Below are 15,946 nucleotides of genomic sequence, written 5' to 3' on the forward strand. Positions count from 1 at the left end.
CGAATTTGTATCCGTGCGCAACAATCCTCGGCAGTGGACTAGACCTTTTGGGTCCTCGCGCGCCAAACTGTCCCCCGTGAGACACGTCATCGCCCTGGATGTGGGCGGCACCGGCATGAAGGCCGCCCTAGTCGGGGCGGACGGCACCCTGCTCCACGAGGCCCGCCGCGCCACGGGGCGCGACCGCGGCCCCGAGGCCGTGGTCGAGACGATCCTCGGGTTCGCGGAGGACCTCCGCGCGCTCGGCCAGGAGCGGTACGGCGAGCCCGCCGCGGCCGCGGGAGTCGCCGTCCCCGGCATCGTCGACGCCGAGAACGGCATCGCCGTCTACGCGGCCAACCTCGGCTGGCGCGACGTTCCCATGCGCGAACTCCTCAGCCGCCGCCTCGACGGCATCCCCGTCGCCCTCGGCCACGACGTCCGCACCGGCGGCCTCGCCGAAGGACGCATCGGCGCGGGCAACGGCGCCGACCGCTTCCTCTTCGTGCCCCTCGGCACCGGCATCGCCGGCGCCATCGGCATCGGCGACCGCATCGAGGCCGGCGCCCACGGCTACGCCGGCGAGATCGGCCACATCGTCGTCCGCCCCGGCGGCACCGACTGCGGCTGCGGCCAGCGCGGCTGCCTGGAGCGGTACGCCTCCGCCTCCGCCGTCTCCCAGGCCTGGGCCGCCGCCTCCGGCGACCCCGAGGCCGACGCCGCCGACTGCGCCAAGGCCGTCGAATCCGGCGACGCCACCGCCGTACGCGTCTGGCAGGACGCTGTCGACGCCCTCGCCGACGGCCTCGTCACCGCGCTCACCCTGCTCGACCCCCGCACACTGATCATCGGTGGCGGTCTCGCCGAGGCCGGGGAAACCTTGTTCACACCACTTCGGGCCGCGGTGGAGGAGCGAGTCACGTTCCAGAAGCTGCCCGCCATCGTCCCGGCGGCCCTCGGGGACACCGCCGGTTGCCTGGGCGCGGGCCTCCTCGCCTGGGATCTGCTCGCCGACCAGCACCCCCAGCGCCCCACCGACTCGGAGGTTTCCGCCTGATGGCCGATCACAAGGTTCTCGCCGGCGCACACGTCGTGCTGCCCACCGGAATCGTCGAGAACGGACGCGTGATCGTCGAGGGCGACCGCATCACCGGCAGCGCCCCCGAAGGTGCCCCGGCCATCGACCTGACCGGGCACTGGCTCGTCCCCGGCTTCGTCGACATGCACAACCACGGCGGCGGCGGCGCGTCCTTCACCTCCGGCACCGTCGACGACGTCCTCACCGGCGTCCACACCCACCGCCTGCACGGCACCACCACCGTCGTCGCCTCCTTCGTCACCGGCGACATGGACTTCCTCACCCGGCGCGCCGGGCTGCTCTCCGAGCTCGCCGAGCAGGGCGAGATCGCCGGCCTCCACTTCGAGGGCCCGTTCATCTCCCCCTGCCGCAAGGGCGCCCACGACGAGACGCTGCTCCGCGACCCCGACCCGGCCGAGGTCCGCAAGCTGATCGACGCCGGCCGCGGCCAGGCCAAGATGGTCACCCTCGCCACCGAGCTGCCCGGCGGCATCGACTCCGTACGCCTCCTCGCCGAGCACGGCGTGATCGCCGCGATCGGCCACACCGACGCGACGTACGAGCAGACCGTCGCCGCCATCGACGCGGGCGCCACCGTCGCCACGCACCTCTACAACGCGATGCCCGCCCTCGGCCACCGCACGCCCGGCCCGATCGCCGCGCTCCTGGAGGACGAGCGGATCACCGTCGAGCTCATCAACGACGGCACGCACCTCCACCCCGCCTCGCTGGAGCTCGCCTTCCACCACGCGGGCGCCGAGCGGGTCGCCTTCATCACCGACGCGATGGACGCGGCGGGCTTCGGCGACGGGACCTACTCCCTCGGCCCGATGGCCGTCGAGGTCAAGGACGGCGTCGCCCGCCTCGTCGAGGGCGGCTCCATCGCCGGCTCGACCCTCACCCTGGACCGCGCCTTCAAGCGCGCCGCCACCATCGACGGCCTCCCCGTCGAGTCGGTCGTCCAGGCCATCTCAGCCAACCCGGCCCGCCTCCTCGGCGTCTACGACCGGGTCGGCTCCCTGGAGCCCGGCAAGGACGCCGACATCGTCGTCCTCGACGCGGAGTTCAACCTCAAGGGCGTCCTGCGCAAGGGCGCCTGGATCGTCGACCCGACGACCACCACACCGGCCTGATCAGCGGTCTGATCTGCGGTCATACGGCGTCAAACGGAAGGGCGGTCGGTCGCGGGTCTGGGCCAACCGCCGTTCCTTTGGCATGATCGGTGCCCGTCGGAACGCCCGTTCCGCAGGACTTCACACGGAGTACGGGGTGCACAGGTGATTCTGACGGTCACCCTCAACACGGCGCTGGACCTGACCTACCGGGTCCCCGCCCTCACCCCGCACGCCACCCACCGGGTCACCCAGGTCATCGAACGCCCCGGCGGCAAGGGCCTCAACGTGGCCCGCGTGCTCGCCGCCCTCGGCCACGAGACCGTCGTCACCGGCTTCGCGGGCGGCGCCACCGGTGCCATGCTGCGGGACCTCCTCGTCGCGACCCCGGTCCGCGACGAGCTCGTGGAGACCGGGGGCCCCACCCGTCGTACCGTCGCCGTCGTCGACACCACGACCGGCGACACGACCCAGCTCAACGAACCGGGTCCGACCGTCACCGCCGGCGAGTGGGCCGTCTTCCGGGACCGCTTCGCCGAACTCCTCGACGGGGCCCGGGCGGTCGCCCTCTGCGGCAGCCTGCCGCCGGGCATCCACGTCGGGGCGTACGCGGAGCTCGTCCGGCTCGCGCGCGCGGCCGCCGTCCCCGTACTCCTCGACACCAGCGGGGAGCCCCTGCGGCGGGGCATCGCCGCCCGCCCCGACCTGGTCAAGCCGAACGCCGACGAGCTCGCCCAGCTCACCGGCTCCCGCGAACCCCACCGGGCCACCCGCGACGCACGCCGCCGGGGCGCCCACGCGGTGGTCTCCTCCCTCGGCCCGGAAGGGCTGCTCGCCGCCACGCCCGAGGGCCTGTGGCGCGCGGCCCCACCGGCGGCCGTGCAGGGCAACCCGACCGGCGCGGGCGACTCGGCCGTCGCGGGCCTCCTCTCGGGCCTGGTGGACGACGCCCCCTGGCCCGAGCGCCTCACCCGCGCGGTCGCCCTCTCTGCGGCGACGGTCCTCTCCCCGGTCGCCGGGGAGTACGACGCGGCGGCCTACGAGGAGCTGCTGCCGCGCGTGAAGGTGACGTCCGAGTCCGAAGCCGCGTGAGACCTGCCGGCTACTCGATGCCGAAATCGCTTCCCTGGCTCAAATAGGCTGCCCCAGCGGGGTCAGTATCACGGGGCATTACCGGCCATTCTCCGCTCTCCCCCTGGACGTCAATCGAACACGCGAACGAAAATCGTCGTGTTCCGTAAGTCAATCCGGAGGAATCTCACGTGCGCAGAAGCATCATGACCGCTGCGGGAGTCACAGCTGCAGCGCTCGCTATCTCCCTGTCGACGTCCGGGTCTGCCCAGGCGACCCAGGCGGGCCTCGACTCCGGCGCCAAGAGCTGCATCACGACCGGCGCCTCCGGCGTAATGTCTTATAGCAACTACTGGGGACCTGGCTACACCATCAATCTCAAGTTCACCCTGACCGACACACAGGCTGACGGGAACAGCGTCGCTCTGCGCCTGGTCTCGAAGGACACCTTTGGCAGGGTCCACCTCTGGAAGTGGAACAAGAATACGCAGGGCAATGGAAAAACAAGCACCTGGAACACCACGGCCTCGCACATGAACGGACTCTTCGATATCGGACTCGAAGTGGCACGCCTCAACAGCGATGGGTCCGTGAAGAACATCTGCACCAAGTGGTAACTGCCACAAGGATGTGATGGTGGGTGGCGCGACTCGCGTCACCCACTCATCGCCTCCGCCACGCCTCAGAGCGGAGCCCCGTCGGCGCGGCAGAAAAAGAACCCTTGAGGGTCACCTACCGGTGTGACCGGCCTCCAAGTAGACCTGGTCGAGGATCGCCTCACATGCGTCGCCCGTCTCACAGGAGATCTTGAGGGCGTTGTCACCCTTGTTCAGGTTCACGTAGGCGTACGTGTAGGTCCAGCCCTTCTCCCAGTCGCCCTCGGCGGCCTTCGCGAAGTTGGACATGTTCAGCCCCCGCGGCGTCTCGCCGTTGACCGTCAGGGAGGTCTTGGCATCCTTGCCGGGCACGCTGTAGATGATGCGGAGCGTGTACTCGCCAGTGTCCGGTACGTCGACCGACCAGCTCGCGGAGCCGCCCACACCGTTGAAGGTCACGTAGGCGCCGTTCGTGCCCTGCGCTCCCTTGATGGCGCTGTCCGTAGCGGCGGTGCCGCCGAGCTTCAGCGTCGCCGCGTCCTGCTTCGGCAGCTCGACCGGGGTCGGCTCCGTGCTCGGTTCGGTGCTGGGCTCCTCGGAGACCTGGGACGGCGCGGTCGACGGCGTACCGCCACCGGCCTGGCTGTCCTTGTCGTCCTTGTCGCCGTTGTTCGTGATCACGGCGGCGGCGATGCCGACGACGACGACCGCGACGACCGCGACCGCGCCGATCAGCAGACCCCGGGAGTTGGGGCCGCCGCCGGAGCCGCCGCGCGAGGGCGGCGGGGCCTGGCGGGTCGGCGGGCCGCCGTAGGTCTCGGGAGCGGCGTACTGCGCGTGCGGCTGGCCGTAGGGGGCCTGCTGCTGCTGCGGTACGTAGGGCTGCTGGCCCTGCGGCGGCTGCCCGTACTGGCGCTCACCGACCGTCCTGACCTGGTTGTACGAGGTCCGGGGCACGCCGGGCTGAGCGGGTCCGGGGCCGGGGTAGCCGTAGCCGCCGCCCTGCGGCGCCTGGGCGCCCGCCGCCTGACCGTCCTCGTACAGGTAGCCGAACGGATCGTCGTCCTCGGGCTTGCTCGCGCCGTGGTTACCGGCAGCCATCCGGGTCACTCCTATCCATGCTCGCCAGCCGTCGCCGACCGGCCGAGCCTACCCCGAACGGACCAGCGCCCGGGGCGAGCCTTGACAGGCGGACGGGTGGCGGTGGACTCAGCCGGCCCGGCGCTGGACCTTGGCGCGGGAGCGCTTCTCGATGTACATCCGCTGGTCGGCGGAGTTGAGGACCTCTTCGACGGTCATCCCGCACTCGGCCCAGCCGATGCCGAAACTCGCCCCGACACGCACGGCCCGGCCGTCCACCCGGATCGGCGGAATGATCGCGTTCCGGAGGCGTACGGCCAGGTCGGCGGCGTCGGCCGCGCCGAGGCCGTCGGCGAGGACGACGAACTCGTCACCGCCGAGCCGGGCGACGGTGTCCCCGTCACGGACGCCCGTGGTGAGCCGGCGGGCGACCTCGATGAGGACGGCGTCGCCGGTGTGGTGTCCGAAGCGGTCGTTGATCGACTTGAAGCCGTCGAGGTCGCAGAAGAGGACGGCGAGCCCCTTCGTACCGTCGTCGACGTCACCCGTGGACGGGGCGACGGTGTGGATGTGGTGGTCGTACGGTCCGGCGCCGTTCGCCGGCTCGAATCCGAAGCCGTGCTCGTGCTCGTACGGCGACTCGTAGCCGGATTCGTGGCCGGTGCCGACGTGGGGCGCGGCGTCGTGTCCCTGGCCGTAGCCGCCGTCCCGTGCCGAGTCGTAGCCGCCGTCGTGCCCGCCGCTCTCGTACGCCGCGCCGCCCTCGTAGCCGGCGTACCCCGCGGCCTGCGCCGGGCGCTCGCAGAGGCGGGCGGAGAGCCGGGAGCGCAGCTCGGCGCTGTTGGGGAGGCCGGTGAGGGCGTCGTGCGAGGCGCGGTGGGCGAGCTGGAGCTCGTGGCGCTTGCGCTCCTCGATGTCCTCGACGTGGGTGAGGAGGAAGCGGGGGCCGTCGGCGGTGTCGGCGACCACCGAGTTCCGCAGGGACACCCAGACGTAGGTGCCGTCGCGCCGCCCGAGGCGCAGCTCGGCGCGGCCGCCCTCGGCGGAGGTCCGGAGCAGTGTCCCTATGTCCTCGGGGTGGACGAGGTCGGCGAAGGAGTAGCGCCGCATGACGGAGGCGGGCCGGCCGAGGAGCCGGCACAGGGCGTCGTTGGTACGGAGCAGCCGGCCGTGCTGGTCGCCGCCCATCTCGGCGATGGCCATGCCGGAGGGGGCGTACTCGAAGGCCTGCCGGAAGGACTCCTCGCTGGCGCGCAGGGCCTGCTGTTCCCTTTCGAGCCGGACGAGGGCCCGCTGCATGTTGGAGCGGAGGCGGGCGTTGCTGATCGCGATCGCCGACTGCGAGGCGTACATCTGGAGCGCTTCCTGGCCCCAGGGGCCGGGGTGCCGGCCGTTGCGCGGGCGGTCGACGGATATGACGCCGAGCAGTTCACGGCCGGAGCCGGGTGGGGGTCCCCCCGGGCGAGCGGAGCCGAGCCTGGGGGAGTACATGGGGGCGTAGAGGCGGTCGTGGGGGTGCCACTCGTCCTCGAAGCGGGGTGCGGGGCCGTCGGTGTGCCACTGGGGGACGTCGTCCTCCATGAGGACCCAGCCCTCGGTGTGCGGGATGAAGCGGAGCTCGCCCCAGGCGGAGCCCATGGAGAGGCGGCGGTCCCAGGAGGCGCGGGAGCCGACCCGGCCGGTGATCAGGGCCTCGGCGGCGGAGCTTCCGGCGAAGGCGGCGACGACGAGGTCACCGTCGGGGCGTACGAGGTTGACGCAGGCCAGCTCGTAGTTGAGGCCGGCGACGACTCCGTCGGCGACGGTCTGCAGGGTGTCCGCCAGGCTGCGGGCTGTGTTGAGGTCCGCCACGACCTGATGCAGCTGCCGCAGGGTCGAGAGACGGACGTACGGCTCCGACTCGGTCTCCATCGCTCGCTCTCCCCGAGACCTCGACAGCAACTCCAGGGTTCTCATCGGCTTCGTGCTGCACTGTCCCTGCCACTGAATCACAGCGAGCTGCGCACCCGGTACACAGGGTCAGCAAATACTGCCGTCTGTGACTCAAGTCACAGCAGGTCATGGCGGGTCGCGCACAACCCCGTGGGGCGGTCCGGGCCTAGTGGGTCGTCCCGGGGGCACGTGCCACCGGACATATGCCTCGGACGCGTGCCATCGGAAGCCCTCTCGGGGCGTGCGGCGGCGGACTCAGTCGCCGGCCGGGAGGGCCGCCCGCGGCCTGCGCAGCAGCCACTGGCCGAAGGTCCGGCGCGGGGGCCGCACCACGACACGGCCGAAGCTCTTCCTGCCGACCAGCTCCACCCGCAGCCGGACGGGCGCGCCGGGGACGTCCGGGGCCTGGCGGATCCTGAACCTGCTGTGTTCGAGGGCCAGGCCGTCGACGTCGACCACGATGCCGGGCCGCGTCACCAGCGTCAGCGTCTTCCCCTGACTGTCCACGTCGATCCGCAGGGTGTCCTGCGTGATCACCGCCTCGGTGAAGTCGAGCGTCACCTCGCACCACTCCGCCACGAGCTCCATCCGCCGCGGCACCACCCAGCGCCCGGCGCGCGCGATGGTGCTGTGCTTCTGGTGGATCCTGAGCACGTCCTTGACCTCCGCCGCGGCCGCACCGCCCGGCGACACGGACGGCAGGTCGACGGTGAGTGCCGCGAGCTCGCCGAGGGTCCGCGCCGACAGGGCGGCCTCCAGGCGCTCGTCCAGCTCGTCCAGGGTCAGCCGGCCGTCCCCCGCCGCGACGCGCAGGACGTCCACGGTCCGGTCGCGGTCCTCGTGGGAGGCGCGCAGCTCGGGCGACGCGGACGCGCCGGGGCCGGAGTGCTTCCCGGTGGACGAGATCTCTCGCGACATGCTGCCGTCCTGGTCGTGTCGAGGCGGGCGTCGAGGGCAGTCGAGGGCTTCACAGCTGAAGAACTAACGCTATATCGCGTCTTGGGTCTCGGCCAGGTCCCGCGAGGAAGCCCGTCCGGAAGCTTTCCGCTCCCGCTCGACCATGCCCAGCGCCACCCCGGCGACGATGACGGCGCCACCCGCAGCCTGGGCCGGCCGGATCGACTCGCCGTTGATCAGGACGGCGCCGAGGACGCCGAAGACCGGGACCAGGTTGAGGATGTTCACGGCGACGCTCGACGCCATCCTCCGCAGGCCGTGGTTGTAGAGCAGGAAGCCGCCGACCGAGCACGCCACGGCCAGGTAGACGAGCAGCGCCGACGCGGTCGCGTCCGGCATCCGCCAGTCGTCGGCCTCGAGGAGGGAGGCGAGGAGGAATCCGGCCGCGCCCGCGAGGGTCTGGTGGTACGTGACGCTCATGGCGCTCTGCCCGGCGCTCGCGCGCTTGCCGAGCACGTTGTACCCGGCCCAGGCCAGCCCGCCGAGCAGCAGGAGGACGTCGCCCGTCCACCGTGCGCCGCCGCCGACCTGGGCGCCGTTGCGTACGACGAGGAAGGCGCCGGCGGTGGCCAGCAGGACGCCCGCGATCCGCAGTGGCGGCATCCGGGCGCGGAGGACGACCCGTTCCAGGAGCATCGTCATCAGCGGGTACGTGGCCACGATCAGGGACGCGTCGGAGGCCGTGGACAGATCGACGCCGACGTTCTCCAGGACGAAGTAGACGGTGATGCCGAGGAAGCCGCTGAGGTGGAGCTGCCGCCGCTGCCGGGCGTCCGGCCGGGCGTCGGAACGGCCCGCGCGGCGCCGGTTCAGGCGTACCGCCACGCCGAGGAGCAGGGCCGCCAGCGCGAACCGGACGGCTCCGATGCTGAGCGGCCCGACGTCCTCGAGGAGCCGTTTGGTGACCGCGTACGAACTGCTCCAGAACAGCGCGGCCGCCACCACGGCGCACACCGCCCACACGCCGGACCCTCGCTCACGCATAACGAACCCACACCCCTCTCCACCGAACAAACATCAGCCGATCGACGCGGACAGTAATCGACTGTCGAAAGTCCCGCTTAGACTCCGAATTACCTTCGGAATCCGACTGAGAGAGGCGATCGTGGACGAACTAGATTCGGCGTTGGTGCGGATGCTCCAGGAAGACGGTCGGCGCACCAACCGGGACATGGCCCAGGCGCTCGGCATCGCCCCGTCGACCTGTCTGGAGCGGATCCGGTCGCTGCGCGAGCGCGGCATCCTGACGGGGTTTCACGCCGAGGCCGACCTCGCGGCGATCGGCCGCGGGCTCCAGGCCGTGATCGCCGTACGGGTCCGCCCGCCGACGCGTGCGGTGATCGAGTCGTTCCAGGCCTTCCTGGAGGGGATGCCGGAGGTGATCTCGCTGTTCGTGCTCACCGGGCACGACGACTTCCTGGTGCACGTCGCGGTCCGCGACACCGACCATCTGCACGCGGTGGTCCTGGACAAGCTGACGAAGCGCCCGGAGCTCGCCGACGTACGGACGTCGGTGGTCTACGGGCACATGCGGAAGAAGGTCATCGGTCCGACCTGAGGGTCGTGAGGGTTCCGGACCCGGGAGGGGTCCTAGGACCCTCGGGGGTGGCGAACTGGTCCCCGGGCCCGATGCGGCCCCCGAGCGGCCCGGTCTAGCGTGCGGGTGTGCTGCAGAAGACGCCCGCCCCGCCCCCCGTGTCCGATCTGGCCATCCCGCATGCTGAGGGGGTGAGCAACGACGAGTTCCGGGCGGCGATGTCCCGCCTCGCCGCGGGCGTGGTCCTGGTGACGGCGCACGACCCCGACGAGGGACCGCGCGGCGAGGACATCGGCATGACGGCCACCGCCTTCATGTCGGTCTCCCTCGACCCGCCGCTCGTCCTGGTCAGCCTCCGCAACGGCTCCCGCATGGACGACCTGCTCGCCGAGGTCCCGGTCTGGGCCGTGTCGATCCTCTCCGAGGGCCAGCGGCAGATCGCCGGGCGCTTCGCGATGAAGAACCGGGTCAGTGACCGGCTCCTCTTCGCCGACCTTCCGTACACGCGGGGCGCGGAGAGCGGCGCGCCGCTGCTCGGCGGGGCGCTCTCGGTCCTGGAGTGCCGCACGGAGAGCCGTGTCGTGGCCGGGGACCACACCCTGGTCGTCGGCCGGGTCGTGACGGTCGGCCTGCCCTCGGCCGACGGCAGCGGCCCTCTCACGTACTTCCAGGGGAAGTACCGGCACCTGAGCTGAGAGCTCCGCGCGGGGGCCGGCGGGGGGGCTCAGCCCCAGTCGCCGCGGGACTGCCGGGTGCGCTTGGTCTCCGAGCGCTGCTTCTTCTCCCGCAGCCGCCGTTCGTTGATGCCGCGCGGGATCTTCGTCGCTCTGCGGGGCTTCGGCGGCGGGGCCGTCGCCTCGGCGAGGAGGGCGGCGAGGCGGACCGCGGCCGTCTCGCGGTTACGCCACTGGGAGCGGTGCTCCGAGGCGCGGACCGTCACGACGCCGTTGACCAGGCGGGAGGCGAGGCGCTCCAGGGCGCGGGCCTTCCACACCTCGGGGAACGCCGTGGTGGCCGCGAGGTCGAAGCGGAGCTCCACCTGCGAGTCGCTGGTGTTCACGTGCTGCCCGCCCGGCCCCGACGACCGCGAGAAACGCCACTGGAGCTCGGCCTCGGGGAGCGAGACGGAGCCGCGGATGGGATAGGGACCGGACATGCCCTCCATGTTCCCCGCAGTGGGCCGTTGGAGTCATCCTGTTTTCGCCGGGAACCCGTCGGGAACCGCTGGGGGTCCGTGCGCGTTTCTCCAGGCGACGACACCACGATGAAAGGGACTTTCCATGGCTGTGAGCCTGTCCAAGGGCGGCAACGTCTCTCTGACCAAGGAGGCCCCGGGCCTCGCCGCCGTCACCGTGGGCCTCGGCTGGGACGTCCGCACCACCACCGGTACCGACTTCGACCTCGACGCGTCCGCGATCGGTGTGGACGCCGCCGGCAAGGTCGCCTCCGACGCCCACTTCGTCTTCTTCAACAACAAGGCGACGCCGGACCAGACCATCGTCCACACCGGTGACAACCGCACCGGCGAGGGCGGCGGCGACGACGAGCAGATCAACGTCAACCTCGCGGGCCTCCCGGCGACCGTCGACAAGATCGTCTTCCCGGTCTCCATCTACGACGCGGTCAACCGCTCGCAGAACTTCGGCCAGGTGCGGAACGCCTACATCCGCATCGTCAACCAGGCCGGCGGCGCCGAGCTCGCCCGCTACGACCTCTCCGAGGACGCCGCCGTCGAGACCGCCATGGTCTTCGGCGAGCTCTACCGCAACGGCGCGGAGTGGAAGTTCCGCGCCGTCGGCCAGGGCTACGCCTCGGGCCTCGAGGGCATCGCCCGCGACTTCGGCGTCAACCTCTAGTACCTCCGGTACGCCTGGTACGCCGCCGCAGCGCCACTGAGCCCCGGCCGGGAATCCCCGGCCGGGGCTCTACCCTTGCCGCGTGATCGTCGAAGCCCTCGTCCCCAAGGCCCTGGAGGACGGCGCCGCCCTCCCCGGCCCGCTGCTCACCGAACTCACCGCGCTCTACGCGTCGAACGAGGAGTTCCAGCAGCTCAGCGGCGACTTCCCGGACCCGTCCGACATCCGGCCCGAGCAGGTCGCGGCGGCCCTCGCCGACGATCTCGCGCAGCCGACCGCCGAGGTCCTCCTCGCCCGCTCCGAAGGCCGGCTCGTCGCCGTCGCCGTGACCCTCGGCCGCCACCCCGACCCGGCCGAACCGGACCCGTGGCTCGGCCTGCTCATGGTCCACGGAGACGAGCGGCGCGCCGGCCACGGACGCCGGCTCGCCGCGTACGTCGAGGACCGCTTCCGCGCCGGGGGCCGCACCGGTCTGCGGCTCGCCGTCCTGGAGAACAACCCGAAGGCGCTCGCCTTCTGGACCTCCCTCGGATACGAGGAGACCGACCGCCGCCCGGACCTCGCGCACGGCCGCCCGTGCGTCGTCCTGCGCAAGAGCCTGACCCCTTAGGGCATCACGAGCCTCAGGGCCTCAGGGCCTCACGAGCCCCGACTCGTACGCGACGATCGCGGCCTCCACCCTGTTGCGCGCCCCGAGCTTGGCGAGGACGGCGCTGACGTGGGCCTTCACGGTGCCTTCGACCAGGTGCAGCCGGGCCCCGATCTCCGCGTTGGAGAGCCCCGCGCCGACCCCCGCGAGGACGTCCCGCTCCCGTGGCGTCAGGTGGTCGAGGGGGCGGTGGGCCGGCCGCGCCGCCCGGTCGGAGCGCAGGCCCTCGATGACCCGGGCGGCCACCCTCGGCGACAGGTAGGCGCCGCCCGCCCCCACCGCCCGTACCCCGTTGAGCAGCTCCCGGGGGTCGTCCGCCTTGAGCAGGAAGCCACTTGCCCCGTCCGCCAGGGCCCGCGTGATGAACGCGTCCTCGCCGAAGGTCGTCAGCATGATCACGCCGGCCGTCGGCAGCGCCTGGTGGATCCTGGCCGCCGCCGCGAGGCCGTCGAGGCCGGGCATCCGGATGTCGAGGAGGACCACGTCGGGGCGGTGGCGCCGGGTCAGCTCGACGGCCTCGTGGCCGTCGGCGGCCTCCGCGACCACCTCGGTGCCCGCGTCCCTGGCCAGGATGGCCCGTACCCCGGCCCGGACCATCGCCTCGTCGTCGGCGACGAGGACCCGGACCGGCCGGCTCTCCGCCGACGTCTCTTCCACGCGCCGAGCCTACGACTCCGGGTGGGCGGAGCACCCCTGACGAAAGGAAGGAAGGTCCTTCCGATCGCCCCATGCGCCGCCGGGCCCGCCGCTCCTAGCGTCCACCGTGTGATCGCACTCCGAGAGCTGACGAAACGCTACGGCGGGTCCACCGCCGTCCACGAACTGACCCTGGACGTCGCGGCGGGCCGGGTGACCGGCTTCCTCGGTCCCAACGGGGCCGGGAAGTCCACCACGATGCGGATGATCCTCGGCCTCGACCACCCCTCGCGCGGCACGGCGCTCATCGACGGCAGGCCCTACGCGGCCTTGCGGCATCCCCTCCGCGAGGTCGGCGCGCTGCTCGACGCGAAGGCCGTGCACCCGGCCCGGACGGCCCGCTCCCATCTGGTCGCGCAGGCCCGCAGCAACGGCATTCCGGTACGCCGGGTCGACGAGGTCCTGGAGACGGTGGGCCTCGCCAAGGCGGCCCGGCGCCGGACCGGCTCGTACTCGCTCGGCATGTACCAGCGGCTCGGGGTCGCGGGAGCGCTGCTCGGCGATCCGCCGACGCTCGTCCTCGACGAACCGGTCAACGGCCTCGACCCGGACGGCGTGCGCTGGATGCGGCAGCTCGTCCGGGGCCAGGCCGCGCAGGGCCGCACGGTCTTCCTCTCCAGCCATCTGATGAGCGAGATGCAGCTGACCGCGGATCACCTCGTCGTCATCGGACGGGGCCGGCTGCTCGCCGACACCCCGATGGCCGCGTTCCTCGCGGGCGGCGCCCGGCCGTCCGTACGGGTCGAGGTGCCCGATCCCCAGGAGCGGGCCGTCCTGGTGAGCCGCCTCGCGGCGGAGACCGGTGTGACGGTGGAGGCGCAGGAGGCTCCCGGGGTAGCCGGGACAGCCGGGGCGGTCCTCGTGCGGGGCCGGAGCGCCTCCCACGTCGGCGACCTCGCCCACCGCCACGGCGTCAGGCTGCACGGGCTGAGCGACGTCCAGGTGTCCCTGGAGCAGGCGTACATGGAACTGACGGCGCGGAGCGTCGAGTACGTGACGGGAGGGGGAGAGAAATGAGCGCCACGATCAGCCGAGACCGGTCCGACAGCATCTCCGGCGGGGGCTTCGCCGGGGCGGTCGGCGCCGAGTGGACCAAGCTGTGGTCGGTCCGCGCGCCGTACGTCTGCCTCGTGACGGCCCTGGCGACGACGGGGGCCTTCACCTTCTACTACGGCTCGATCGCCCGGATCAACGGGCACCCCGTCCAGCCCGTCGGCGACGCCTCGGTCTCCTCCACCGCCGTCGTCCAGTTCGCCGTGGTCGTCCTGGCCATGCTCATGGTCACCGGCGAGTACACGACCTCCAGTGTCCGCGCCTCGCTCCTGTGGGTGCCGGTCCGGCACCGGGTGCAGCTGGCGAAGGCGCTGCTCGCCGCCGGGGTCTCCTTCGTCACCGGCGCGGTGTGCGCGGCGGCGGGCATGGCCGCGGCCTGGGGGCCGTTCGCCGGCCACGCCTCCTTCGACGCGGCCTCCGCCGCCCGCCAGACCGTGGCCGTCGGCGGCTACTACGCCCTCGTCGCGGTCCTCACCGTCGGCGTGTCCTTCGCGACGCGGCACGCGGCCGGGGCGCTCGCCGTGCTCCTCACCCTGTTGTGGGGGCTGCCGACCGTGCTCCTGGGGCTGGGCGGCTCCGCCCTGCTCGCCGTCCACGACTGGCTGCCGCACAGCGCGGGCGGCGTCTTCATGCGAGGCGCCGCGCCCGACGCCCCGCACGCCCCCGACGCCCCGTACGGGCCCGGCGTGGCCGTCCTGGTCCTGGCGGTGTGGGCGCTGGCCGCCCATCTGACCGGCCTGTACCTGCTGCGGCGGCGTGACGCGTAGCGTCGGACGGATGAAGACAGCCCCTCCCGTGCGGCGCGCGCTCGCCGACCTGGCCCTGTGGGCCGTGCTCTGCGGCGCCGCCGTCCTGTGGCTCCGGGACGACCCGACGCCCTCGGTCGCCCTGGGCCTGGTGCTGCCGCTCGCGGTCGCGGCGGTCGCGCTCCCCCTGTCCCGGCACCGGCCGGAGGCCGCGGTCCTGCTGGCCGGCGTCCCGTGCGCGGTGGGGCTCGCGGACACGACGAGCCCCGCGCACGTCTCCGTCCTGATCCTGGCGGTACTGAGCTGCCTCCTCGGCCTGCGGACGGCGACGACCCGCACGCCGCTGCTCGTGCTCGCGGCGGCCCTGGCGGGCTGCCTCGCGGGCTGCGCCGTCCTGCGGGTGGGCCCGGTGTGGTGGTTCTACGCCCTGACGGTGCTGCCCGCCGCGCTCCTCCTGCCGTGGCTCGCGGGCCGCTACTGGCGCGGCCGTACGGAGCTGGTGCGCGGCGGGTGGCAGCTGGCGCGGAGCCTGGAGGAGCGGCAACGGTTCGTCGCCGAGCGGGCGCGGCTGACGGAACGCGCCGACATCGCCGCCGACATGCACGACTCCCTCGGGCACGTCCTGAGCCTGGTCGCGCTGCGCGCCGGGGCGCTGGAACTCTCCCCGACGCTCGCCGAGCGGGACCGGGAGGACCTCGCCGAGCTGCGCGCGACGATCGCGGACGCCGTCGACCAGCTGCGGGAGACGGTCACGGTCCTGCGCGAGAAGCCGCAGGCCGACCCGCTCCGGCCGGCCACCGACACCGTCGAGGAGCTCCTCGGCCGGGCGGTCGCCTCCGGCGTCCCCGTGCGGTGGGAACGCGAGGGCCCGGCGCCCACGCTGTCCCCGCTGATCGAGCGCGGGGTGTACCGGGTGGTGCAGGAGGCGCTCACCAACGCCACCAAGCACGCGCCGGGCAGTCCCGTCCGCGTGAGCATCGCCCACGACGCCGACCGTGACCGCACCCACGTCCGGATCGTCGACGCGGGACCGCTGCCGGGCCGGGTCCCCGGCGAACAGGCGGGCGGCCACGGGCTCGCGGGGCTGCGCGAGCGCGTCACCGTCCTCGGCGGCACCCTGCACACCGGCCCGTACGAGGAAGGCGGCTTCCAGGTCAGCGCGACCCTCCCGCACCGCGCGACGCCCCCGCCGCGCCCCGACGACAGCACCGGCACCGCGCCCGAGTCGGCGCGCCGACTGGCCCAGGTGCGGCGCAGTGCCCGGCTGCGCCTCGCGACGGCCTTCGCGATCCCGGCGGGAGCGGCGCTCGTCTTCGTACCGGCGGCGGGCTACTTCGCGTACCAGCTGAGCGCGGGAGTGCTGTCGCCGTCCGCGTACGAGCAGCTCCACGTCGGCCGGACCCACGCCGAGCTGGCCCCGCTCCTGCCGTCCAAGCCCTTCCCGTACCCGCCGGACGACGCCCGGTCGGCGCCCCGGCCCCCGGGAACCACCTGCGCCTTCTACCGCTCGAACGGCAACCTCCTGGAGGAGGTCGACCTCTACCGGCTGTGCTGGTCGGGCCCCCGCCTCGTCACCAAGGACACGCTGCCCGCCGGGTGAGGCC

Annotated in this window: 17 protein-coding genes; 11 read left to right on the plus strand and 6 right to left on the minus strand. The window is 72.8% G+C overall.

Going from position 1 to position 15,946, the window contains the following annotated elements:
- Positions 1 to 76: 76 nt before the first annotated feature.
- From ACIBG6_RS23220 to ACIBG6_RS23235, 4 genes are all read left to right on the plus strand, one after another.
- Positions 77 to 1,036: an ROK family protein gene (locus ACIBG6_RS23220; RefSeq protein WP_399224439.1), complete on the plus strand. Its 960-nt coding sequence runs from the start codon at positions 77 to 79 to the stop codon at positions 1,034 to 1,036.
- Complete coding sequence (gene nagA, locus ACIBG6_RS23225; RefSeq protein ID WP_399224440.1) at positions 1,036 to 2,190, plus strand: N-acetylglucosamine-6-phosphate deacetylase; 1,155 nt, start codon at positions 1,036 to 1,038, stop codon at positions 2,188 to 2,190. Before ACIBG6_RS23220 ends, nagA begins: the two co-directional genes overlap by 1 nt.
- A 144-nt stretch (positions 2,191 to 2,334) precedes the next feature.
- On the plus strand, positions 2,335 to 3,261 hold the full coding sequence (locus ACIBG6_RS23230) for a 1-phosphofructokinase family hexose kinase (RefSeq protein WP_399224441.1): 927 nt from the start codon (positions 2,335 to 2,337) through the stop codon (positions 3,259 to 3,261).
- Between the two features lie 170 nt (positions 3,262 to 3,431).
- Positions 3,432 to 3,857 (plus strand): hypothetical protein, encoded by a 426-nt coding sequence (locus ACIBG6_RS23235; protein WP_399224442.1) that lies wholly within the window; start codon positions 3,432 to 3,434, stop codon positions 3,855 to 3,857.
- A gap of 111 nt (positions 3,858 to 3,968) precedes the next feature.
- On the opposite strand, the gene ACIBG6_RS23240 is transcribed toward ACIBG6_RS23235, so the two are convergent.
- From ACIBG6_RS23240 to ACIBG6_RS23255, 4 genes are all read right to left on the minus strand, one after another.
- Positions 3,969 to 4,937 (minus strand): carbohydrate-binding protein, encoded by a 969-nt coding sequence (locus ACIBG6_RS23240; protein ID WP_399224443.1) that lies wholly within the window; start codon positions 4,935 to 4,937, stop codon positions 3,969 to 3,971.
- A 108-nt stretch (positions 4,938 to 5,045) separates the two neighbouring features.
- The gene (gene cdgB / locus ACIBG6_RS23245) at positions 5,046 to 6,827 is read right to left on the minus strand and encodes a diguanylate cyclase CdgB (protein ID WP_399224444.1); all 1,782 of its coding nucleotides are present in this window, start codon (positions 6,825 to 6,827) and stop codon (positions 5,046 to 5,048) included.
- Between the two features lie 276 nt (positions 6,828 to 7,103).
- On the minus strand, positions 7,104 to 7,766 hold the full coding sequence (locus tag ACIBG6_RS23250) for a DUF1707 domain-containing protein (RefSeq protein WP_399224445.1): 663 nt from the start codon (positions 7,764 to 7,766) through the stop codon (positions 7,104 to 7,106).
- A gap of 69 nt (positions 7,767 to 7,835) precedes the next feature.
- Positions 7,836 to 8,789 carry a DMT family transporter gene (locus tag ACIBG6_RS23255; RefSeq protein ID WP_399224446.1) on the minus strand — a complete coding sequence of 318 codons (954 nt, stop codon included), beginning with the start codon at positions 8,787 to 8,789 and terminating at the stop codon, positions 7,836 to 7,838.
- A 121-nt stretch (positions 8,790 to 8,910) separates the two neighbouring features.
- Here ACIBG6_RS23255 and ACIBG6_RS23260 point away from each other — a divergent pair, with 121 nt between their 5' ends.
- Both ACIBG6_RS23260 and ACIBG6_RS23265 read left to right on the plus strand, forming a co-directional pair.
- Complete coding sequence (locus ACIBG6_RS23260; protein ID WP_329622032.1) at positions 8,911 to 9,363, plus strand: Lrp/AsnC family transcriptional regulator; 453 nt, start codon at positions 8,911 to 8,913, stop codon at positions 9,361 to 9,363.
- Between the two features lie 107 nt (positions 9,364 to 9,470).
- Positions 9,471 to 10,037 (plus strand): flavin reductase family protein, encoded by a 567-nt coding sequence (locus tag ACIBG6_RS23265; RefSeq protein WP_399224447.1) that lies wholly within the window; start codon positions 9,471 to 9,473, stop codon positions 10,035 to 10,037.
- Positions 10,038 to 10,066: 29 nt separating this feature from the next.
- Here the strand turns inward: ACIBG6_RS23265 and arfB are convergent, their stop codons facing one another.
- Complete coding sequence (gene arfB / locus ACIBG6_RS23270) at positions 10,067 to 10,507, minus strand: alternative ribosome rescue aminoacyl-tRNA hydrolase ArfB (RefSeq protein WP_399224448.1); 441 nt, start codon at positions 10,505 to 10,507, stop codon at positions 10,067 to 10,069.
- Between the two features lie 115 nt (positions 10,508 to 10,622).
- Here arfB and ACIBG6_RS23275 point away from each other — a divergent pair, with 115 nt between their 5' ends.
- Both ACIBG6_RS23275 and ACIBG6_RS23280 read left to right on the plus strand, forming a co-directional pair.
- Positions 10,623 to 11,198 (plus strand): TerD family protein, encoded by a 576-nt coding sequence (locus ACIBG6_RS23275; RefSeq protein ID WP_399224449.1) that lies wholly within the window; start codon positions 10,623 to 10,625, stop codon positions 11,196 to 11,198.
- Positions 11,199 to 11,280: 82 nt separating this feature from the next.
- Positions 11,281 to 11,808 carry a GNAT family N-acetyltransferase gene (locus ACIBG6_RS23280; protein WP_399224450.1) on the plus strand — a complete coding sequence of 176 codons (528 nt, stop codon included), beginning with the start codon at positions 11,281 to 11,283 and terminating at the stop codon, positions 11,806 to 11,808.
- Positions 11,809 to 11,829: 21 nt separating this feature from the next.
- On the opposite strand, the gene ACIBG6_RS23285 is transcribed toward ACIBG6_RS23280, so the two are convergent.
- A complete protein-coding gene (locus ACIBG6_RS23285; protein WP_399224451.1) occupies positions 11,830 to 12,504 on the minus strand; it encodes a response regulator in 675 nt (224 codons plus the stop codon).
- Between the two features lie 108 nt (positions 12,505 to 12,612).
- Between ACIBG6_RS23285 and ACIBG6_RS23290 the strand changes: the two genes are divergently transcribed.
- From ACIBG6_RS23290 to ACIBG6_RS23300, 3 genes are read left to right on the plus strand one after another with little or no spacing between them, the layout of a single operon-like run.
- A complete protein-coding gene (locus ACIBG6_RS23290) occupies positions 12,613 to 13,560 on the plus strand; it encodes an ABC transporter ATP-binding protein (RefSeq protein ID WP_399224452.1) in 948 nt (315 codons plus the stop codon).
- Positions 13,557 to 14,363, plus strand: coding sequence for an ABC transporter permease (locus ACIBG6_RS23295; RefSeq protein WP_399224453.1), 807 nt, complete (start codon positions 13,557 to 13,559; stop codon positions 14,361 to 14,363). Before ACIBG6_RS23290 ends, ACIBG6_RS23295 begins: the two co-directional genes overlap by 4 nt.
- Before the next feature lie 10 nt (positions 14,364 to 14,373).
- On the plus strand, positions 14,374 to 15,942 hold the full coding sequence (locus tag ACIBG6_RS23300) for a sensor histidine kinase (RefSeq protein ID WP_399224454.1): 1,569 nt from the start codon (positions 14,374 to 14,376) through the stop codon (positions 15,940 to 15,942).
- Positions 15,943 to 15,946 lie beyond the last annotated feature (4 nt).

Origin of the sequence: Streptomyces sp. NPDC050842, assembly GCF_044456565.1 — a bacterium.
GTDB lineage: Bacteria > Actinomycetota > Actinomycetes > Streptomycetales > Streptomycetaceae > Streptomyces.